The sequence below is a fragment of the Streptomyces griseocarneus genome, assembly GCF_014655595.1.
In the GTDB taxonomy this organism is placed as follows: domain Bacteria; phylum Actinomycetota; class Actinomycetes; order Streptomycetales; family Streptomycetaceae; genus Streptomyces; species Streptomyces griseocarneus.
The window spans coordinates 24,189-39,207 of the sequence record NZ_BNBL01000018.1 but is presented as its reverse complement, the minus strand read 5'-3'; the positions used below and the strand labels follow the sequence as shown (position 1 = coordinate 39,207).

Sequence of the window (15,019 nt, the reverse complement as noted above, 5' to 3'; positions counted from 1 at the left end):
CGGGCCGGACGGGCCGAGGGGAGCCCGTCCGGCTTCAAGGTGCCCGCGCCCGGGGTGAGACATCGCCCTGAGGGCGCTGTCGCAGCTGCCTCAGCCGTCACAGCTCCCGCAGCTCCCTCTTGAGCACCTTCCCCGCCGCGTTCCGCGGCAACGCCCCCACGAACTCCACCCCGCGCGGCGCCTTGTAGTTGGCCATCTCCCGCCGCGCCCACGCGATCAGCCCCTCCGCGGTGACCTCCGGCTCCGTCCCGGCACGCCGCACCACGAACGCCCTCCCGACCTCCCCCAGCCGCGCGTCCGGCACGCCGACGACCGCGACCTCGGCGACCCCCGGATGCCGCGCCAGCGACCGCTCGACCTCGGCGGGGTACACGTTGAAGCCGCCGACGACGTACATGTCCTTCACCCGGTCGGTCACCCGGAGATTGCCGTCGCCGTCGAGGACCCCGACGTCCCCGGTGTGGAGCCATCCCTGCGGGTCCACGACCCGCGCCGTGGCCTCGGCGTCCTCGAAGTAGCCGGACATCACCTGGTAGCCGCGCACCAGGATCTCCCCCGCCTCGCCGGGCGGCAGCGCGACCCCGTCGGCCCCCACCACCTTCACCTCAGTGCCCGGCACGGCCCGCCCCGACGTCGTCGCGACCACCTCCGCCGGATCACCTCGCCGGCACATGGTGACCAGCCCGGTCGCCTCGCTCATGCCGTACGCGGTCAGCACCGTGGGCACGCCCAGCTCGCCGCGCAGCCGGTCGACCAGCTGCCGCGGCACGACCGCCGCCCCCGTCACGACCACCCGCAGGGACGAGAGGTCGCGCCCGGCTCTCGCCGGATGATCGAGAAGGGACTGGTACAGCGTGGGCGGCCCCGGCAGCACGGTGATCCGCTCGGCCACGACGGTGGCCAGCGCGGCCTCCGGCGTGAAGACGGCCTGAGGAACCATCGTGGCCCCGCGCATCAACGAGGCGATGACGCCGGCCTTGTAACCGAAGGTGTGGAAGAACGGGTTGACGATCAGATAGCGGTCTCCTTCCCGCAGTCCGGCCAGCGTGCTCCAGTCCCCGAAGGCCCGCAGGGTCTGGGCGTGGGTGATGACAGCGCCCTTGGGCACCCCCGTGGTGCCGGAGGTGAAGAGAATGTCCGAGGCCTCATCCGGCTCGACGGCGTCGGCCCGCGCCCTTACGGACCGGGTGGGCACCGCGTCCCCGGCGGCGAGGAACTCCTTCCAGCTGTGGAAATCGGCGGGCGCGTCGCCGGCCAGGACGACGACGTCCCGCAGCTCCGGCAGCCCGGGCAGCGGGCCCGGTGCCGGCGCCGCTCCTGCCCCTGCTCCCGTTCCCGCCCTCGCCGCACTGCGCAGCGCGGCGACGTAGGAGGTGCCGAGGAACGTACCCGTGACGAAGAGCAGCCTGGCCCGGGTGCGTGCGAGCACCTGGACCGCCTCGGCGCCCTTGAAGCGGGTGTTGACCGGAACGAGCACCGCACCGGCCGTCACGGCCCCCAGGGCGGAGACGATCCAGTCCGCCGTATTCGGAGCCCATACGGCGACCCGGTCCCCCACTTCGACCCCGCCGGCCACGCACGCGGCGGCGGCCCGGTCCACCCGCTCGCCGAGCTCCCGGTACGAGACGCGGGCTCGGCCGTCGACGACGGCCTCGCGATCGGCGTACCGTGCGGCCGCCGTATGGACGAGCCGGGATATCGAGCCGAATTCCAGGTCACCGCGCATCGCACGCCCTCCCGGGCCCCCGGCATCCCCATGAGCTGACTGTTCGTCAGATTAGCGATAGCCTTCCGCGCTGTCAGTACTGACGGCGCGGGGCCGGCGAGGCAAGCGGCCGAGGCGGCACACAGCGCGATCCCGAACAGCACGACAGAGATCAGCACGGCAGGGATCTGCACGGCAGGAATCAGCGCCACAGCAGAGGACAGCGCAGCAGACGACAGGACAACAGGCAGCAGGACAGCGGACGACAGCCCGGAGGCCGCGATGACGGCAACCCTCAAGGACACCACTGCGATCGTCGGCATTGGACAGACCCCCTTCGCCCGGCAACTCCCCGAATCCGAGAAAACCCTGGCCTGTCACGCCGTCCTCGCCGCGCTGGACGACGCCGGCATTCCCCCCTCCCAGGTCGACGCCTTCGCCTCGTACACCATGGAGGAGACCGACGAGGTCGAGCTCGCCAAGGCCATCGGCGCGGGCGACGCGACCTTCTTCTCGCGCGTCGGCTACGGCGGCGGCGGTTCCTGTGCCACCGTCGCGCACCTCGCCGCCGCGATCACCACCGGTCAGGCGACCGTGGGCGTGGCCTGGCGCTCACGCAAGCGCGGCTCCGGCCCCCGCCCGTGGACCGACACCCGGGCCCAGCTCCCCACCCCGGCCCAGTGGACCCGCCCCTATGGCCTCCTGCGCCCGGCCGACGAGATCGCGATGCTCGCCCGCCGCTATATGCACGAGTACGGCGCCACCCGTGACCACCTCTTCAACGTCGCCCTGGCCTGCCGCAACCGCGCCAACCAGAATCCCGCCGCGATGATGTACGACCGTCCGCTGACCCGCGAGATGTACATGACCTCCCGCTGGATCAGCGAGCCGCTCTGCCTCTTCGACAACTGCCTGGAGACGGACGGCGCACTGGCCTGCGTCGTCGTCTCCGCCGACCGCGCCCGCGACTGCCGCCGTGCCCCCGTCTATGTGCACTCCGCCGCACAGGGGCTGCCCGCCCAGCACCACGGCATGGTCAACTACTGGACCGACGACCCGCTGACCGGCCCCTCCTGGACCGCTGCCCGGCAGCTGTGGAAGCACGCCGACTTCGGACCCGCCGACGTGCATGTGGCCCAGATCTACGACGCGTTCACCCCGCTGATCCCGCTCTCGCTCGAGGGCTTCGGCTTCTGCGGGCGCGGCGAGGGCGCGGCCTTCTCCGAGGGCGGCGCCCTCGAGATCGGCGGCCGGCTGCCGGTCAACACCGGTGGCGGCGGGCTGAGCGAGGCCTACGTCCATGGTTTCAACCTCATCACCGAAGGCATCCGGCAACTCCGCGGCAGCTCCACCGCGCAGGTGCCCGGCGCCGCGACGTGCCTGGTCACGGCGGGCGAGGGCGTACCCACTTCGGCACTTCTGCTGAGGAGTTGAGTGCTCATGTCCTCCATGATGAGGGGCACCACTGACAACGGCCTGCTGCTGCCCGTGCCGGACGCGGACGGCCGGCCGTTCTGGGAGTACGCCGCACGCGGTGAGCTGCGCGTTCAGGCCTGCGGGGACTGTCACGAGCCGCGTTTCCCGCCCCGGCCCTGCTGCCCCGGCTGCGGTTCGTTCGCCACCGAGTGGCGCCGGATGTCCGGGCGCGGGCACATCTGGTCGTACGTCCTGCCCCATCCGCCTCTCCTGCCCGCCTACGCCGCACAGGCGCCGTACAACGTCGTCATCGTGGAGCTCGCCGACTCCCCCGGCATCCGCCTGGTCGGCAATGTGGTGGCGACGGCCGGTGCCGGCCTCGACTCCGTACCGCCCTCGCGGCTGCGGATCGGCGCACCCGTCACGGCGGTGTTCGCCGAGATCGCGCCCGGCGTCACCGTGCCGCGCTGGGTTCTGGAGGGCCGATGACCGTCCGCACCGACATCCGGCCGGACGGGGTCGCCCTCGTCACGCTGGACCGGCCCGAACGCCACAACGCCATCGACCTCCCCACGGCTGACCGGCTGAAGCGGCTGTGGGGCGAGTTCCGCCGCGACGACGACGTGCGGGCCGTCGTGCTGACCGGTGCGGGGGACCGCGCCTTCTGCACAGGCATCGACCGCTCGGCGGACGTCCCGCAGCCCGGCTCCCCGTTCTCCCTGGACGACCCGCTCCTGGACATCGGTCCCAAGGCCGCCGACCTGTGGAAGCCGGTCGTGGCGGCGGTCGGCGGCATGGCCTGCGGCGGGGCGTTCTATCTGCTGGGCGAGTCGGAGTTCCTCGTCGCCGCCGAGAACGCGACCTTCTTCGACCCCCACACCTCGTACGGCATGGTCAGCGCCTACGAGGCCCTCCACATGGTGCAGCGCATGCCGTTCGGCGAGGCCGCGCGCACGGCGCTGATGGGCACGGCCGAGCGCCTCTCCGCCCGCCGGGCGTACGACATCGGGCTGGTCTCGGAGCTGACCCCGCCCGGCGGGGCGGTGGCCGCGGCGCTGCGCGCGGCGGCCGTGATCGCCGCTTACCCGACCGAGGCGGTGCAGGGCACCGTACGCGCCCTCTGGGCGGCCAGGGAGGCCGCCCGTGCGCACGCCTTCGCTGTGGCTCCCCACCTCGTCTCGCTGGGGAGCCTTCCGCCGTCGGACCAGGCGGCACGCTTCGCCGCCCGCACCCGCGAGCACCGCGTGCGGTGACCGCGAGCCGTCGCCGGCGTCACCGCCGCGACAGGCCCGTCCCCTTCGCCGCGTCCAGCGCGTAGACGCACCGGTCCTTGCTGCACGCGTACACGACGCCGGCGGCCGCCACCGGCGAGCCGGTGATCTCGCCGCCCGTGGCCAGCTTCCAGCGGAGCTGCCCGCCTGCCGCGTCCACCGTGTAGAGGCAGTGGTCGGCCGAGCCGAAGTGCACCCTGCCGTCGGCGACGACGGGGGCGCCGACGATCTCCCCGCCCGCCGCGAACCGCCACCTGGGCGTGCCCGTGACGGCGTCCAGCGTGTACAGCGCGCTGCCGCTGCCCAGGTGCACCGCTCCGGCCGAGACGAGCACCGGCTCGGTCGACTGGCGGGCCTCGGTGGCGATGCGCCAGCGGTCGCGGCCGGTCGTCGCGTCCAGGGCGTACACCGTGCCCAGGTAGTCGGCGATGTAGACGCCGCCGCCGGTCACCGCGGGCCCGGCGGCGAACGCGGGTGCGCTCAGGAAGACCGCCGGCGCCTCGAAGCGCCAGCGCACGTCGCCCCGCGCCACGTCGATCGCGAGGACGCGCGTCCCGGCGGAGACGTACACGACGCCGTCGGACGCCGGCAGCAGCCGCACCGGCACGCCGCCGCAGGCCGCCGTGTCGCCCACGGGGTACGACCAGCGCTCCACGCCCGTACGGGCCTCGAGCGCGCGCAGCCGCGCGTCGGCCCACACGTACACCGTGCCGTCGTGGACGACCGGCCCGCAGTCGGGAGTCTCGAAGTCGGTCTGCGCCCCGCTCATCTCCCACAGGAGCTCGCCGTTGGCGGCCTCCCACGCCTGCACGCCGCCGCCACGGGTGCCCGTGACCACGGTGCCCCGGTCGGCCTTGAGGGAGTACACCCAGCCGTCGGTCGCCAGCCGCCACCGTTCCGTACCGTCGGCGGAGTCCAGCGCGTAGAGGGTCGGGCCGTCGGAGGCGTGTATGCGGCCGTCGGCGACGGCCATGGCCCAGGCCACGTCGCGGGTCTTGAACTGCCGCCGTCCGCTGGCCACATCGAGGGCGTGGACCTCGAAGGACGTGACGTACAGCAGGTCCCCGGAGACGACGGGCGTGCCCCACACGTCGTTGGACATGCGGAACCGCCAGGGCCGCCAACGGCCGGGAGCTGCCTGCGTGTTGTCGCCGTCCGGCGTCGCTTCCGGCGCCGGCGCCGGCGGCTGGGCGGGAACGGCCGCGACCGGGGCCCCGGCCGGGGGGCGTACCCAGCCGGTCGTGGAGCTGGCGCCCGTGCGGTCGTGGGCGTCGCGCGCGTCGGCGACGCGCGGTCCCGGGCCGATCGGCACCTGCGAGCCCGCCAGCCGGACGGTCCCGTCGGGCGCGGCGGCCGCCGGGACGGCGGCGTGCCGGCCCTGCGGGCCGACGGGGGCCACCCCGGAGCGTGCGGCGTGCGGACCGCTCAGTCCGCCGCGGGGGTCGGGCGCGCCCACGCTGCCGGACCGGCCGGCGGCCGGGCCGCTCGCATGGCCGTCGGCCCAGGCGGCCGGGACACGGCCGCCCGGCGGGTCGTACGCCGCGACGGGCTCGGGCGCGCGGGAGGGGGTGGGGGGCTGGGCGGGCCGGGGCGGCGCGCTCGACCGGCTCCGGCCGCCGCCGGCCCCTCCGGCGGCGGACGGGCGGTGCCCGGCCCGGCGCTGCTCGATCAGGGAGACGGCGTTGTCGGGAAGCCACGCGGAGGCCGTGCCGCTGTCGTCGCCGCCGGAGGCGAACAGATGCGGAGCGAGCTGGGACTGCAGATCGGCGGGGCTGGGGCGGTTCTCCGCGGCCATCTGCATGCAGGACTCGATGAGCGGTCGCAGCTCGTCCGGCAGGCCGCCCAGGTCCGGGCCCTCCCGGAGCAGCATGAAGACCGTCTCGACGGGGTTCGCGCCGTGGAACGGAGCGTGGCCGGTCGCTGCGAAGACCAGCGTGGAGCCCAGGGAGAAGATGTCGCTGGCGCCCGTGACACTGCGGGAATCGCGCGCCTGTTCGGGTGACATGTACGCGGGCGTGCCGACGGCCACGTTGGTCATGGTCAGCCGCGTGTTGGACACACCCGAGGCGATGCCGAAGTCGATGACCCGCGGGCCGTCCTCCACCACGAGCACGTTCGACGGCTTGAGGTCACGGTGGACGAGCCCGGCACCGTGGATGGACTGCAACGCCTCCGCGATGCCCGCCGCCAGCCAGCGCACGGCCTGGGCCGGGAGCGGCCCGCACTCATTGACTATCTCCTCGAGCGAGGGCGCGGGAACGTACGCGGTGGCCAGCCAGGGCACGGCCGCCCGCGGATCGGCGTCCACGACGGCGGCGGTGTAGAAGCCGCTGACCGCACGGGCCGCTTCCACCTCACGGGTGAAGCGGACGCGGAAGAGCTGGTCCTCCGCGAGCTCCGTACGCACCGTCTTGATCGCCACGCGCCGGCCGGACGCCGAGCGGGCGAGATAGACCAGCCCCATGCCGCCGGCACCGAGTCGGCCGAGCACCTCGAACGGGCCGATCCGTCTCGGGTCGTGCTGCGTAAGCTGCTCCACCACTGACCTGCCACCTCCCCGTGGGGGCTTGAAGAGTTTCAGCCCCGTGCAGCGTCTCACCGCGAAATTATCCCGGGGTACGCACCCTGATTCTTCCTGGCGAAGCCCCCGGTTGCGAACCCGGGGCACGCTTCGCCGTGTCTCCGCCATATCCGGCCATATGCCACCACATGCGGAACACTCGCCCCTACGCCCCCCTCTCACCTCGCGTTTTGCAGTCCCACCCCCGCCCCAGCACCCTCGCCGGCCGCTTCTGCCCCGGCCGCTACCCCTGCCCCGGCTGGGAGACGTCCGAGACGTCGATCACGGCGAAGTCGGCCCCTTGATCGTCGGCGAGCACGGCGAAGCGCCCGTAGGGCGTCTCCTGCGGATCCCGGCGGACCCGGCCGCGCAGCCGCAGCGCCGTGCGCACCGTGTCGTCGCAGTCCTCGACCACGAAGTAGACGAGGAAGTGGGCGGGCATCTCCTGGGGGAAGCGGCCGTCCATGACGGCCCGGCCCGCTACGGCGTTCTCCGGGGCGGCGGGCTTTCCGGCGGGGGTCCATATCGCGAACTCGATGCCCGCCTCGTCGCTCACGTCATGGGTACTGAAGCCGAAGACCGCCTCGTAGAAGGGGTCGACCGCCTTGACGTCCCAGGTGAACACCTCGGTCCAGCCGAACGAGCCGGGCTCGCCCCGCTTCTCGAAGCCCCTGTGGCTGCCCGCCTGCCAGACCCCGAACACCGCTCCCCCGGGGTCGGCGGCCATGACCATCGTGCCGAACGGGCCGATCGCCATCGGCCCCATGATGATCTGTCCGCCCGCGGCCCGGATCCGGTCCGCCGCGGCGGCGGCGTCGGCGGAGGCGAAGTAGACGGACCAGGCGGTCGGCATCCGGCCGTCGGGCTTGGGCGCCAGCGCCGCGACGTTCTTACCGTCGTGGAAGGCCTGGGTGTAGTGGCCGTACTCGCCGCCGCTGTCCTGGAAGGTCCAGCCGAGGAGTTCGCCGTAGAACCGCTTGCCGGCTTCGACGTCGGGCAGCATCACATCCGCCCAGCAGGGCACGCCTTCCTGGATTCCGTCCGTGGCTGTGCTCATGGTCGGCTCCTTCCCGCGCGACCGGACTGCGCGACCGGACATGACACCCGCCGTACGGGGTGTTCCCGCACCGGTGTTCTCGCTGCCACGGTAAGGGGCTTTCACCGATCCCGCGCGGCCTGTGGATAGTGCCGGGAATGCGCTTGTGGATATCGCCGTCCACAGCTTGTTGATAGGACAATTCACCGGTACGGGCCAATCCACTTCAACTGTCTTCCCGGGCCCTCACAACCGCTCTGACCTGCGGCTGTACCCCACCGCAGACCCCCGCCCCCATTTGCATGCGGCCGAATCGCGCTCCGATCACCCCTCGGTAAGCTGACGGCATGACAGGACAAGTACGCACCGTCGACGGCCGGGTGGCCGGTCGGCGCGGCCAGGCGACGCGGCAGAAGCTGCTCGACTGCCTCAGCGAAATGCTCAGCTCCTCGCCCTACCGGGACGTCAAGGTCATCGACGTCGCCCGCAGGGCCGGTACCTCTCCCGCGACCTTCTACCAGTACTTCCCCGACGTCGAGGGCGCCGTCCTCGAGCTCGCGGAGGAAATGGCGAAGGAGGGCGCAAGCCTGACCGAATTCGTCGCCGGTCGCTCATGGGTGGGCAGGTCCGGCTGGCAGGCGGCAGAGGAACTGGTCGACGGCTTCCTGGCCTTCTGGCGGAAGCACGACGCGATCCTGCGCGTCGTCGATCTCGGGGCGGCCGAGGGCGACAAGCGGTTCTACAAGATCCGCATGAAGATCCTCAACGCCGTCACCAATTCCCTCACGGACTCCGTCAAGGAGCTCCAGGCCAAGAACAAGGTGGACAAGGACGTCAACCCGGCCGCCGTGGCCGGAGCGCTCGTCGCCATGCTCGCGGCGGTGGCCTCGCACCAGAAGGGCTTCCAGAGCTGGGGCGTCAAGCAGGCCGAACTCAAGCCCAACCTGGCGCTGCTGGTGCACCTGGGCATCACGGGCAAGAAGCCGACCAAATAACGCCCGCCGCCTACGGCCGGACAGGCCACGGCTCACGGCGATCCGGCGCGAGAGCGCCGCACCACGCACGTCCTGTCATCGCAGCGGCGGGCCGCTCGGGCTCGGCCCCGTGCGGCCCGCCGCGGTGCGACGCGACAGCGAACGCCGCTCGCGCGTTCCCTCGCCGTCGCGACTCACCCGCCGCGTTCCTCTCCCGCACGCCTCCCCCGGCCGCTCACCGCGTCTGTCGCCGCTCCAGCCGGAAGAGCCGGATCTCCCGCTCGATACGCGCCTGGTACCGCGCATACGGAGGCCAGAAGTCGAGCACCGCCGCCCACACGGCCTCCCGCTCGGCCCCCCGCAGTAGCCGCGCCCGCACGGGGATGTCCTGACCCTTCCAGCTGATCTCCGCGTCCGGGTGCGCCAGCAGATTCGCCGTCCAGGCGGGGTGACCGGGACGCCCGAAATTGCTGCCGATCAGAACCCATGTGTCATCGCCCGCACCCCGCTCCGGCATGCACGCCAGAGGCGTCCGCCGGGCCTGACCGCTCCTGGCTCCCGTGGACGTCAGGACGACTCCGGGCAGCATGCGCGCGCTCAGCAGCACCCTTCCGCCCGTCATCCGGTGCACCGCGCGGTCCACGGCCGGGATGAAGTGCGGGGCGACTCTGGCGAACGTACGGCTCGAGGAGACCCTCTGCACCAGGCGCACGACGGCGGCCATCACAGCACCACCGCTTCCCGGCCGTCCGTCGCGTCAAACAGCCCGGCCGCTGCCGCCGCCCGCGCGCGCAGGCCGTGCACCGGCCCGAACAGCAGCTCGTCCGACGTCGCCCGTTTGAAGTACAGCTGCGCGTCGTGGTCCCAGGTCACCCCGATGCCTCCGTGCAGCTGAATAGCCTCCCCGGCGACCTGCCGGGCCGTCTCCAGCGCCCTCGCGAGCGCCACACCCGCGACGGCCGCCCCGGTGCCCGCCTGCCCCGCCCCGGCGGCCCACGCCGCGTAGTACGCCGCCGAGCGGGCCGCCTGCACGGCCACGTGGAGGTCAGCCAGCCGGTGTCCCACCGCCTGGAAGGAGCCGATCGGCCTGCCGAACTGTTCCCGCACGCGCGCGTACTCCACCGTTCGCTCCAGCACCCGGTCCGCCGCACCGACCGCCTCCGCCGCCAGTACGGCCGCCACGGTGCCGCCCAGCGCCGCCAGGGCGCCGCACGCGTCGTCGTCCGTCGCCCCCAGCAGCTCGGCCCGCACGTCCCGCAGCTCGAGGCGGGCCTGGGGCCGGGTCTCGTCGAGAGCGGTCAGCCGCCTGCGGACCACACCGCGCGCCTCCTCAGGCCGGACGAGGAAGAGCGGCGTCCGTCCGCGCGCGTACCCGCCGGTGTGCGCGGCGACCACCAGGAGACCGGCACTGTGCCCGTCCAGCACCTGGGCGGCCTCGCCGTAGAGCCGCCAGCCGTCGCCCGTCCGCCGCGCCTGCACCCCGCCCGACCGGCCCCCGCCGGACCAGCCGGCCGCGGACCCGCCGTCCCCGCGGCCGGCTCCCGTACTGGCTGTGGCACCGGCCCGGCCGGTCAGGCCGAGGGCGGCCGGCAGGGTGCCGCTGGGCAGGACGAGCGTTCCGGTCAGCTCACCGGAGGCGAGGCGGGGCAGCAGCCCCTCGCGCTGCTCCTCGGTGCCGAGCGCGGCCACGAGCGGCGTGGTGAGCGCCGCCGTCGCGAACAGCGGCGACGGGCACAGCGCGCGCCCGGTCTCCTCGCAGGCCAGGGCGAGCTCCACCGGCCCGTACCCGGCTCCCCCGTACCGTTCCTCCACAGCCAGCCCCGCCAGCCCCAGCTCTCGCCCGAGCCGGCGCCACAGCCCTTCGTCGTAGCCGCGAGGAGTCAGAACCGCCACTCTGACATCACCGGGCCGGGCGTGCTTGAGCAGCACAGCACGCACGGTGCGCCGGATCTCCCGCTGCTCCTCGCTGACCGTGGCATCCATGAGCGGCACCCCTCTCGGCGAAACTGACGGTGGGTCATATTAGGTTTGCGCGACCGGCTTTCCCAGAGCACAGCTGATGTACCGTCAGTTTTATGACTCCAGGCAATCGCAGAGCCGCCGTCCTCGGTGTCGCCCTCGCGGACTGCGGCCGCCTCGACACGCTCACGCCGTACGCCCTGCACGCCCAGGCCGCCCGCCGCGCCCTCGCCGACTCGGGCCTCGGCAAGGACCTCGTCGACGGATTCGCCTCCGCCGGACTCGGCGCGCTCGCCCCCGTCGACGTCGCGGAATACCTGGGACTGCGCCCCACCTGGGTCGACTCGACCGCCGTCGGCGGCTCCACCTGGGAGGTCATGGCCGCCCACGCGGCCGACGCCATCGCCGCGGGCCACGCGAACGCCGTCCTGCTGGTGTACGGCTCCACCGCCCGCGCCGACATCAGGGCCGGCCGCCGCACCGCCGCCCTCTCCTTCGGCAACCGGGGCCCCGCGCAGTTCGAAGCCCCCTACGGCCACACCCTCATCGCCAAGTACGCGATGGCGGCCCGACGCCACATGCACCAGTACGGGACGACCCCGGCGCAGCTGGCCGACATCGCCGTGCAGGCCCGGGCCAACGCCGCGCACAACCCGCACGCCCTGTACCGCACCCCGCTCACCATCGACGAGGTGCTCTCCGGGCCCATGATCGCCGACCCCTTCACCAGGCTCCAGTGCTGCATCCGCTCCGACGGCGGCTGCGCTGTCCTGCTGGCGGCCGAGGAGTACGTCGCCGACGCCGCGAAGCCGCCGGTCTGGGTGCTGGGATCGGGCACGGCCGTGTCGCACACCGCGATGTCCGAGTGGGAGGACTTCACGGTCACTCCGGCGGCCGTATCGGGACGCCTGGCCTTCGAGCGCGCGGGCATCGCACCGCACGAGATCGACGTGGCGGAGGTGTACGACGCCTTCACCTATATGACCCTTGTGACGCTGGAGGACCTGGGCTTCTGCGCGAAGGGCGAGGGCGGCGCGTTCGTCGCGGACGGGCGACTGACCGTCCACGGCGACCTTCCCGTCAACACCGACGGCGGCGGGCTCTCCGCGTGTCACCCCGGCATGCGGGGACTGTTCCTGCTGGTGGAGGCCGTACGTCAGCTGCGCGGCGAGGCGGAGGAGGGCCGCCAGGTGCGGACGGCCGGCGGTCAGGCGCCCCGGCTCGCCGTCGCCTCGGGTACCGGCGGCTGGTTCTGCTCCTCCGGCACGGTCGTCCTGGGCCGCGACTGACCCCCCCCTCTCACGCCAGGGCCGGCCGCCCTACTCCGGCCGGAACACCGGCACCGCCACCGGAACGCCGGGATCCCGGCGGAAGGCGACCCGAAGCCGCATGCCGATGCGCAACTCCCGCTCAGGGCAGTCGATCACCTCACTCATCATCCGCGGGCCCTCCTCGAGATCGACCACGGCAGCCATGTACGGCAGCCTGGCCCCGAAGGGCGGAAGGTCGTTCACATGGATCACGGACCAGGTGTAGAGCCGGGCGCGGCCGCTCGCCTCCTCCCAGACGGCATCCGCGCTCCAGCACCGCGGGCAGAATTCGCGCGGATAGTGGTGCGCCTTCCCGCATCCGGCGGCGCGACAGCGCCGTATCAGCAGCCGGCCGCCGGCCGCGGCCTCCCAGTACGGCCGCGTGAAGTCATCGATCTCCGGCACGTCGGAGCGCGGCGATCCGTTCACGGTGCCCACCTCGTCATGTGTTCCGAACTGTTCGGACCGTTCCGACGCAAGACCGTTCCTGACGGCTTGTCACATCTGTAATCTGACTCAACGTCAGCTTATCGGCCAGCGAGCAGGAGTGGGCGAGAACGATGCTCGGATCGACTCACGGCACCCTCACCACCACCTCCCGGCCGGCCCGCGTGGTGGCCTGCGGCAATCGCCCCGGCCCGGTGGTCCACGGCACCGCTGCCGCCGAGGACGTGGACGTCAGCGGGCGTCCACTGCGGTCGGACGTCCCCGACCTGGACCGGTTCTTCCGGCCGGAGACCGTGGCCGTCATCGGCGCCTCGGAGACCGAGGGCCGCCCCAACACCGGCATCACCCGCCAACTGATCGCCTGGGCCGGGCGCGTCGGCGCCCGCATCCACCCCGTACACCCCACCCGGACCACCGTCTTCGGCCTCCCCTGTCACCCCTCGGTCCGCGATCTGCCCGAGCAGATCGATCTCGCCGTCCTCCTCGTCGGCGACCCGACCCCCGTCATCGAGGAACTCGCCGACTGCAAGGTCAAGTTCGCCGTCGCCTTCGCCTCCGGATTCGCCGAGGCCGGCGCCGAGGGCGCCACCGCCCAGGCACGGCTCGCCGCGGCCGTCCGGCGCACCGGCATCCGCCTCCTCGGCCCGAACACCAACCTCAACGCCTTCGAGCACTTCCGCGACGATCTCGAGGGCCCGGCGATCGCCCTGATCACCCAGTCAGGCCACCAGGGCCGGCCGGTCTTCGCCCTCCAGGAACTGGGCATCCGCCTCTCCCACTGGGCCCCGACCGGCAACGAGGCGGATCTGGAATGCGCCGACTTCATCTCCTACTTCGCCACCCGGCCCGAGGTCGGGGCGATCGCCGCCTATGTGGAGGGCCTCAAGGACGGGCGGGCCTTCCTGCTCGCCGCCGACCGCGCCGCCCGTCACAAGGTGCCGGTCGTCGCCGTCAAGGTCGGCAGGACCGAGACCGGCGCCCGCACCGCCGCGTCCCACACCGGCAAACTGACCGGAGCGGACGACGTGGTGGACGCCGCCATGCGGCAGTTCGGCGTGATCAGGGTGGACGGCCTGGACGAGCTCCAGGACACCGCCGCCCTTCTCGCCCGCGCCCGGCCGCCCCGGGCCACGGGCGTCGCCGTGTATTCGATCTCCGGCGGCACCGGCGCCCACTTCGCGGACCTGGCCACGGCGGCCGGCCTCGAACTGCCCGTCCTGTCGCCCGGCAAGCAGAGCGAGCTGCACCAGTGGATACCCGGCTACCTGAGCGTGGCCAACCCCGTCGACAACGGCGGTCACCCCGTCGGCGACTGGCGCGGCCGCAAGATCATCGACGCCCTGCTCGCCGACCCCGCCGTCGGCGTCCTCGTCTGCCCCGTCACCGGGCCCTTCCCGCCCCTGAGCGACCGGCTCGTACGGGACCTCGTCGACGCGGCGGAGACCACGGACAAGCTGGTCTGCGTGGTGTGGGGCTCGCCGGTCGGTACCGAGGACGCCTACCGCACCACCCTCCTCGGCTCCTCGCGCGTGGCCACCTTCCGCACCTTCTCCAACTGCGTCACGGCCGTCCGCGCCTATCTGGATCACCACCGCTTCACGGCCGGCTACCGCTCCCCCTTCGACGACGCGCCCCGCTCCCTTTCCCCCTCGGCGCGCAAGGCGCAGGCACTGCTGCGCCCGGGCGAGCAGCTCAGTGAACACGCGGCGAAGCAACTCCTGCGCGCCTACGGCATCCGCGTGCCCCGTGAACAGCTGGTGACCAGCGCCGCGGCGGCCGTGCGAGCGGCGGCCCAGGTGGGCTACCCGGTCGTCATGAAGGCCTCGGGACCGCAGCTGGCCCACAAGTCCGAACTCGGTCTCGTAAAGATCGCGTTGACCTCCGCCAGCCAGGTGCGCGACGCCTATCGCGAGCTCACCGACATCGCCCGCTACGAAGACCTTCCCCTGGACGGCGTCCTCGTCTGCCAGATGGTCGGCCCGGGCGTCGAGATGGCCGTGGGCATCACCCACGACAGCCTCTTCGGTCCCACGGTGACGGCGGGCCTGGGCGGTGTGCTGGTGGAGGTCCTCGCCGACACCGCCGTACGCGTACCGCCGTTCGACGAGGGCCAGGCGCGGGCGATGATCGGCGAACTCCGTGGACGGGCCCTGCTGGACGGCGTCCGAGGGGCTCCCCCGGCCGACGTGGACGCCCTCGTCGAGACCGTCCTGCGCGTCCAGCACATGGCGCTCGAGCTCGACGGCCTCGCCGAACTCGACATCAATCCCCTCGTGGTGCTCGAGCGAGGGCAGGGCGCCGTGGCCCTCGACGCGCTGGCGTTCTGTCGCTGATCGAAGGA

General features: G+C 72.9%; 12 protein-coding genes. 6 read left to right on the top strand and 6 right to left on the bottom strand.

Features of this window, described 5'->3' with window-relative positions:
- Window positions 1–97 precede the first annotated feature (97 nt).
- Window positions 98–1,726, bottom strand: coding sequence for a FadD3 family acyl-CoA ligase (locus IE295_RS30805; RefSeq protein WP_190067079.1), 1,629 nt, complete (start codon window positions 1,724–1,726; stop codon window positions 98–100).
- Between the two features lie 261 nt (window positions 1,727–1,987).
- Here IE295_RS30805 and IE295_RS30800 point away from each other — a divergent pair, with 261 nt between their 5' ends.
- From IE295_RS30800 to IE295_RS30790, 3 genes are read left to right on the top strand one after another with little or no spacing between them, the layout of a single operon-like run.
- Complete coding sequence (locus IE295_RS30800; RefSeq protein WP_190067078.1) at window positions 1,988–3,139, top strand: lipid-transfer protein; 1,152 nt, start codon at window positions 1,988–1,990, stop codon at window positions 3,137–3,139.
- 6 nt (window positions 3,140–3,145) lie between these two features.
- On the top strand, window positions 3,146–3,610 hold the full coding sequence (locus IE295_RS30795; protein WP_190067077.1) for a Zn-ribbon domain-containing OB-fold protein: 465 nt from the start codon (window positions 3,146–3,148) through the stop codon (window positions 3,608–3,610).
- Window positions 3,607–4,374, top strand: coding sequence for an enoyl-CoA hydratase/isomerase family protein (locus tag IE295_RS30790; RefSeq protein WP_190067076.1), 768 nt, complete (start codon window positions 3,607–3,609; stop codon window positions 4,372–4,374). The genes IE295_RS30795 and IE295_RS30790 overlap by 4 nt, the downstream gene beginning before the upstream one ends.
- Window positions 4,375–4,393: 19 nt before the next feature.
- Here the strand turns inward: IE295_RS30790 and afsK are convergent, their stop codons facing one another.
- Both afsK and kbpA read right to left on the bottom strand, forming a co-directional pair.
- Complete coding sequence (afsK, locus tag IE295_RS30785) at window positions 4,394–6,934, bottom strand: protein serine/threonine kinase AfsK (protein ID WP_190067075.1); 2,541 nt, start codon at window positions 6,932–6,934, stop codon at window positions 4,394–4,396.
- A 262-nt stretch (window positions 6,935–7,196) separates the two neighbouring features.
- A complete protein-coding gene (gene kbpA / locus IE295_RS30780) occupies window positions 7,197–8,009 on the bottom strand; it encodes an AfsK-binding protein KbpA (protein WP_190067074.1) in 813 nt (270 codons plus the stop codon).
- A gap of 326 nt (window positions 8,010–8,335) precedes the next feature.
- Between kbpA and IE295_RS30775 the strand changes: the two genes are divergently transcribed.
- Entirely contained in the window at window positions 8,336–8,983 is a 648-nt protein-coding gene (locus IE295_RS30775; RefSeq protein ID WP_190067073.1) for a TetR/AcrR family transcriptional regulator, read from the top strand.
- 214 nt (window positions 8,984–9,197) lie between these two features.
- Here the strand turns inward: IE295_RS30775 and IE295_RS30770 are convergent, their stop codons facing one another.
- Window positions 9,198–9,686 carry a nitroreductase family deazaflavin-dependent oxidoreductase gene (locus IE295_RS30770; RefSeq protein ID WP_190067072.1) on the bottom strand — a complete coding sequence of 163 codons (489 nt, stop codon included), beginning with the start codon at window positions 9,684–9,686 and terminating at the stop codon, window positions 9,198–9,200.
- Entirely contained in the window at window positions 9,686–10,945 is a 1,260-nt protein-coding gene (locus tag IE295_RS30765; protein WP_190067071.1) for an acyl-CoA dehydrogenase family protein, read from the bottom strand. Before IE295_RS30765 ends, IE295_RS30770 begins: the two co-directional genes overlap by 1 nt.
- A gap of 92 nt (window positions 10,946–11,037) precedes the next feature.
- Here IE295_RS30765 and IE295_RS30760 point away from each other — a divergent pair, with 92 nt between their 5' ends.
- A complete protein-coding gene (locus IE295_RS30760; protein ID WP_190067070.1) occupies window positions 11,038–12,210 on the top strand; it encodes a thiolase C-terminal domain-containing protein in 1,173 nt (390 codons plus the stop codon).
- Window positions 12,211–12,240: 30 nt separating this feature from the next.
- Here IE295_RS30760 and IE295_RS30755 read toward each other — a convergent pair whose 3' ends face one another.
- Window positions 12,241–12,660: a Zn-ribbon domain-containing OB-fold protein gene (locus IE295_RS30755; RefSeq protein ID WP_190067069.1), complete on the bottom strand. Its 420-nt coding sequence runs from the start codon at window positions 12,658–12,660 to the stop codon at window positions 12,241–12,243.
- A 131-nt stretch (window positions 12,661–12,791) separates the two neighbouring features.
- Between IE295_RS30755 and IE295_RS30750 the strand changes: the two genes are divergently transcribed.
- The gene (locus tag IE295_RS30750) at window positions 12,792–15,011 is read left to right on the top strand and encodes an acetate--CoA ligase family protein (RefSeq protein WP_190067068.1); all 2,220 of its coding nucleotides are present in this window, start codon (window positions 12,792–12,794) and stop codon (window positions 15,009–15,011) included.
- Window positions 15,012–15,019 lie beyond the last annotated feature (8 nt).

Coding starts and splice junctions, on each gene's coding strand:
- IE295_RS30775 (WP_190067073.1), top strand. CDS start 8,336: ATGACAGGACAAGTACGCACCGTCGACGGCCGGGTGGCCGGTCGGCGC.
- IE295_RS30760 (WP_190067070.1), top strand. CDS start 11,038: ATGACTCCAGGCAATCGCAGAGCCGCCGTCCTCGGTGTCGCCCTCGCG.
- IE295_RS30750 (WP_190067068.1), top strand. CDS start 12,792: ATGCTCGGATCGACTCACGGCACCCTCACCACCACCTCCCGGCCGGCC.
- IE295_RS30805 (WP_190067079.1), bottom strand. CDS start 1,726: ATGCGCGGTGACCTGGAATTCGGCTCGATATCCCGGCTCGTCCATACG.
- IE295_RS30800 (WP_190067078.1), top strand. CDS start 1,988: ATGACGGCAACCCTCAAGGACACCACTGCGATCGTCGGCATTGGACAG.
- kbpA (WP_190067074.1), bottom strand. CDS start 8,009: ATGAGCACAGCCACGGACGGAATCCAGGAAGGCGTGCCCTGCTGGGCG.
- IE295_RS30795 (WP_190067077.1), top strand. CDS start 3,146: ATGTCCTCCATGATGAGGGGCACCACTGACAACGGCCTGCTGCTGCCC.
- IE295_RS30770 (WP_190067072.1), bottom strand. CDS start 9,686: ATGGCCGCCGTCGTGCGCCTGGTGCAGAGGGTCTCCTCGAGCCGTACG.
- IE295_RS30790 (WP_190067076.1), top strand. CDS start 3,607: ATGACCGTCCGCACCGACATCCGGCCGGACGGGGTCGCCCTCGTCACG.
- IE295_RS30765 (WP_190067071.1), bottom strand. CDS start 10,945: ATGGATGCCACGGTCAGCGAGGAGCAGCGGGAGATCCGGCGCACCGTG.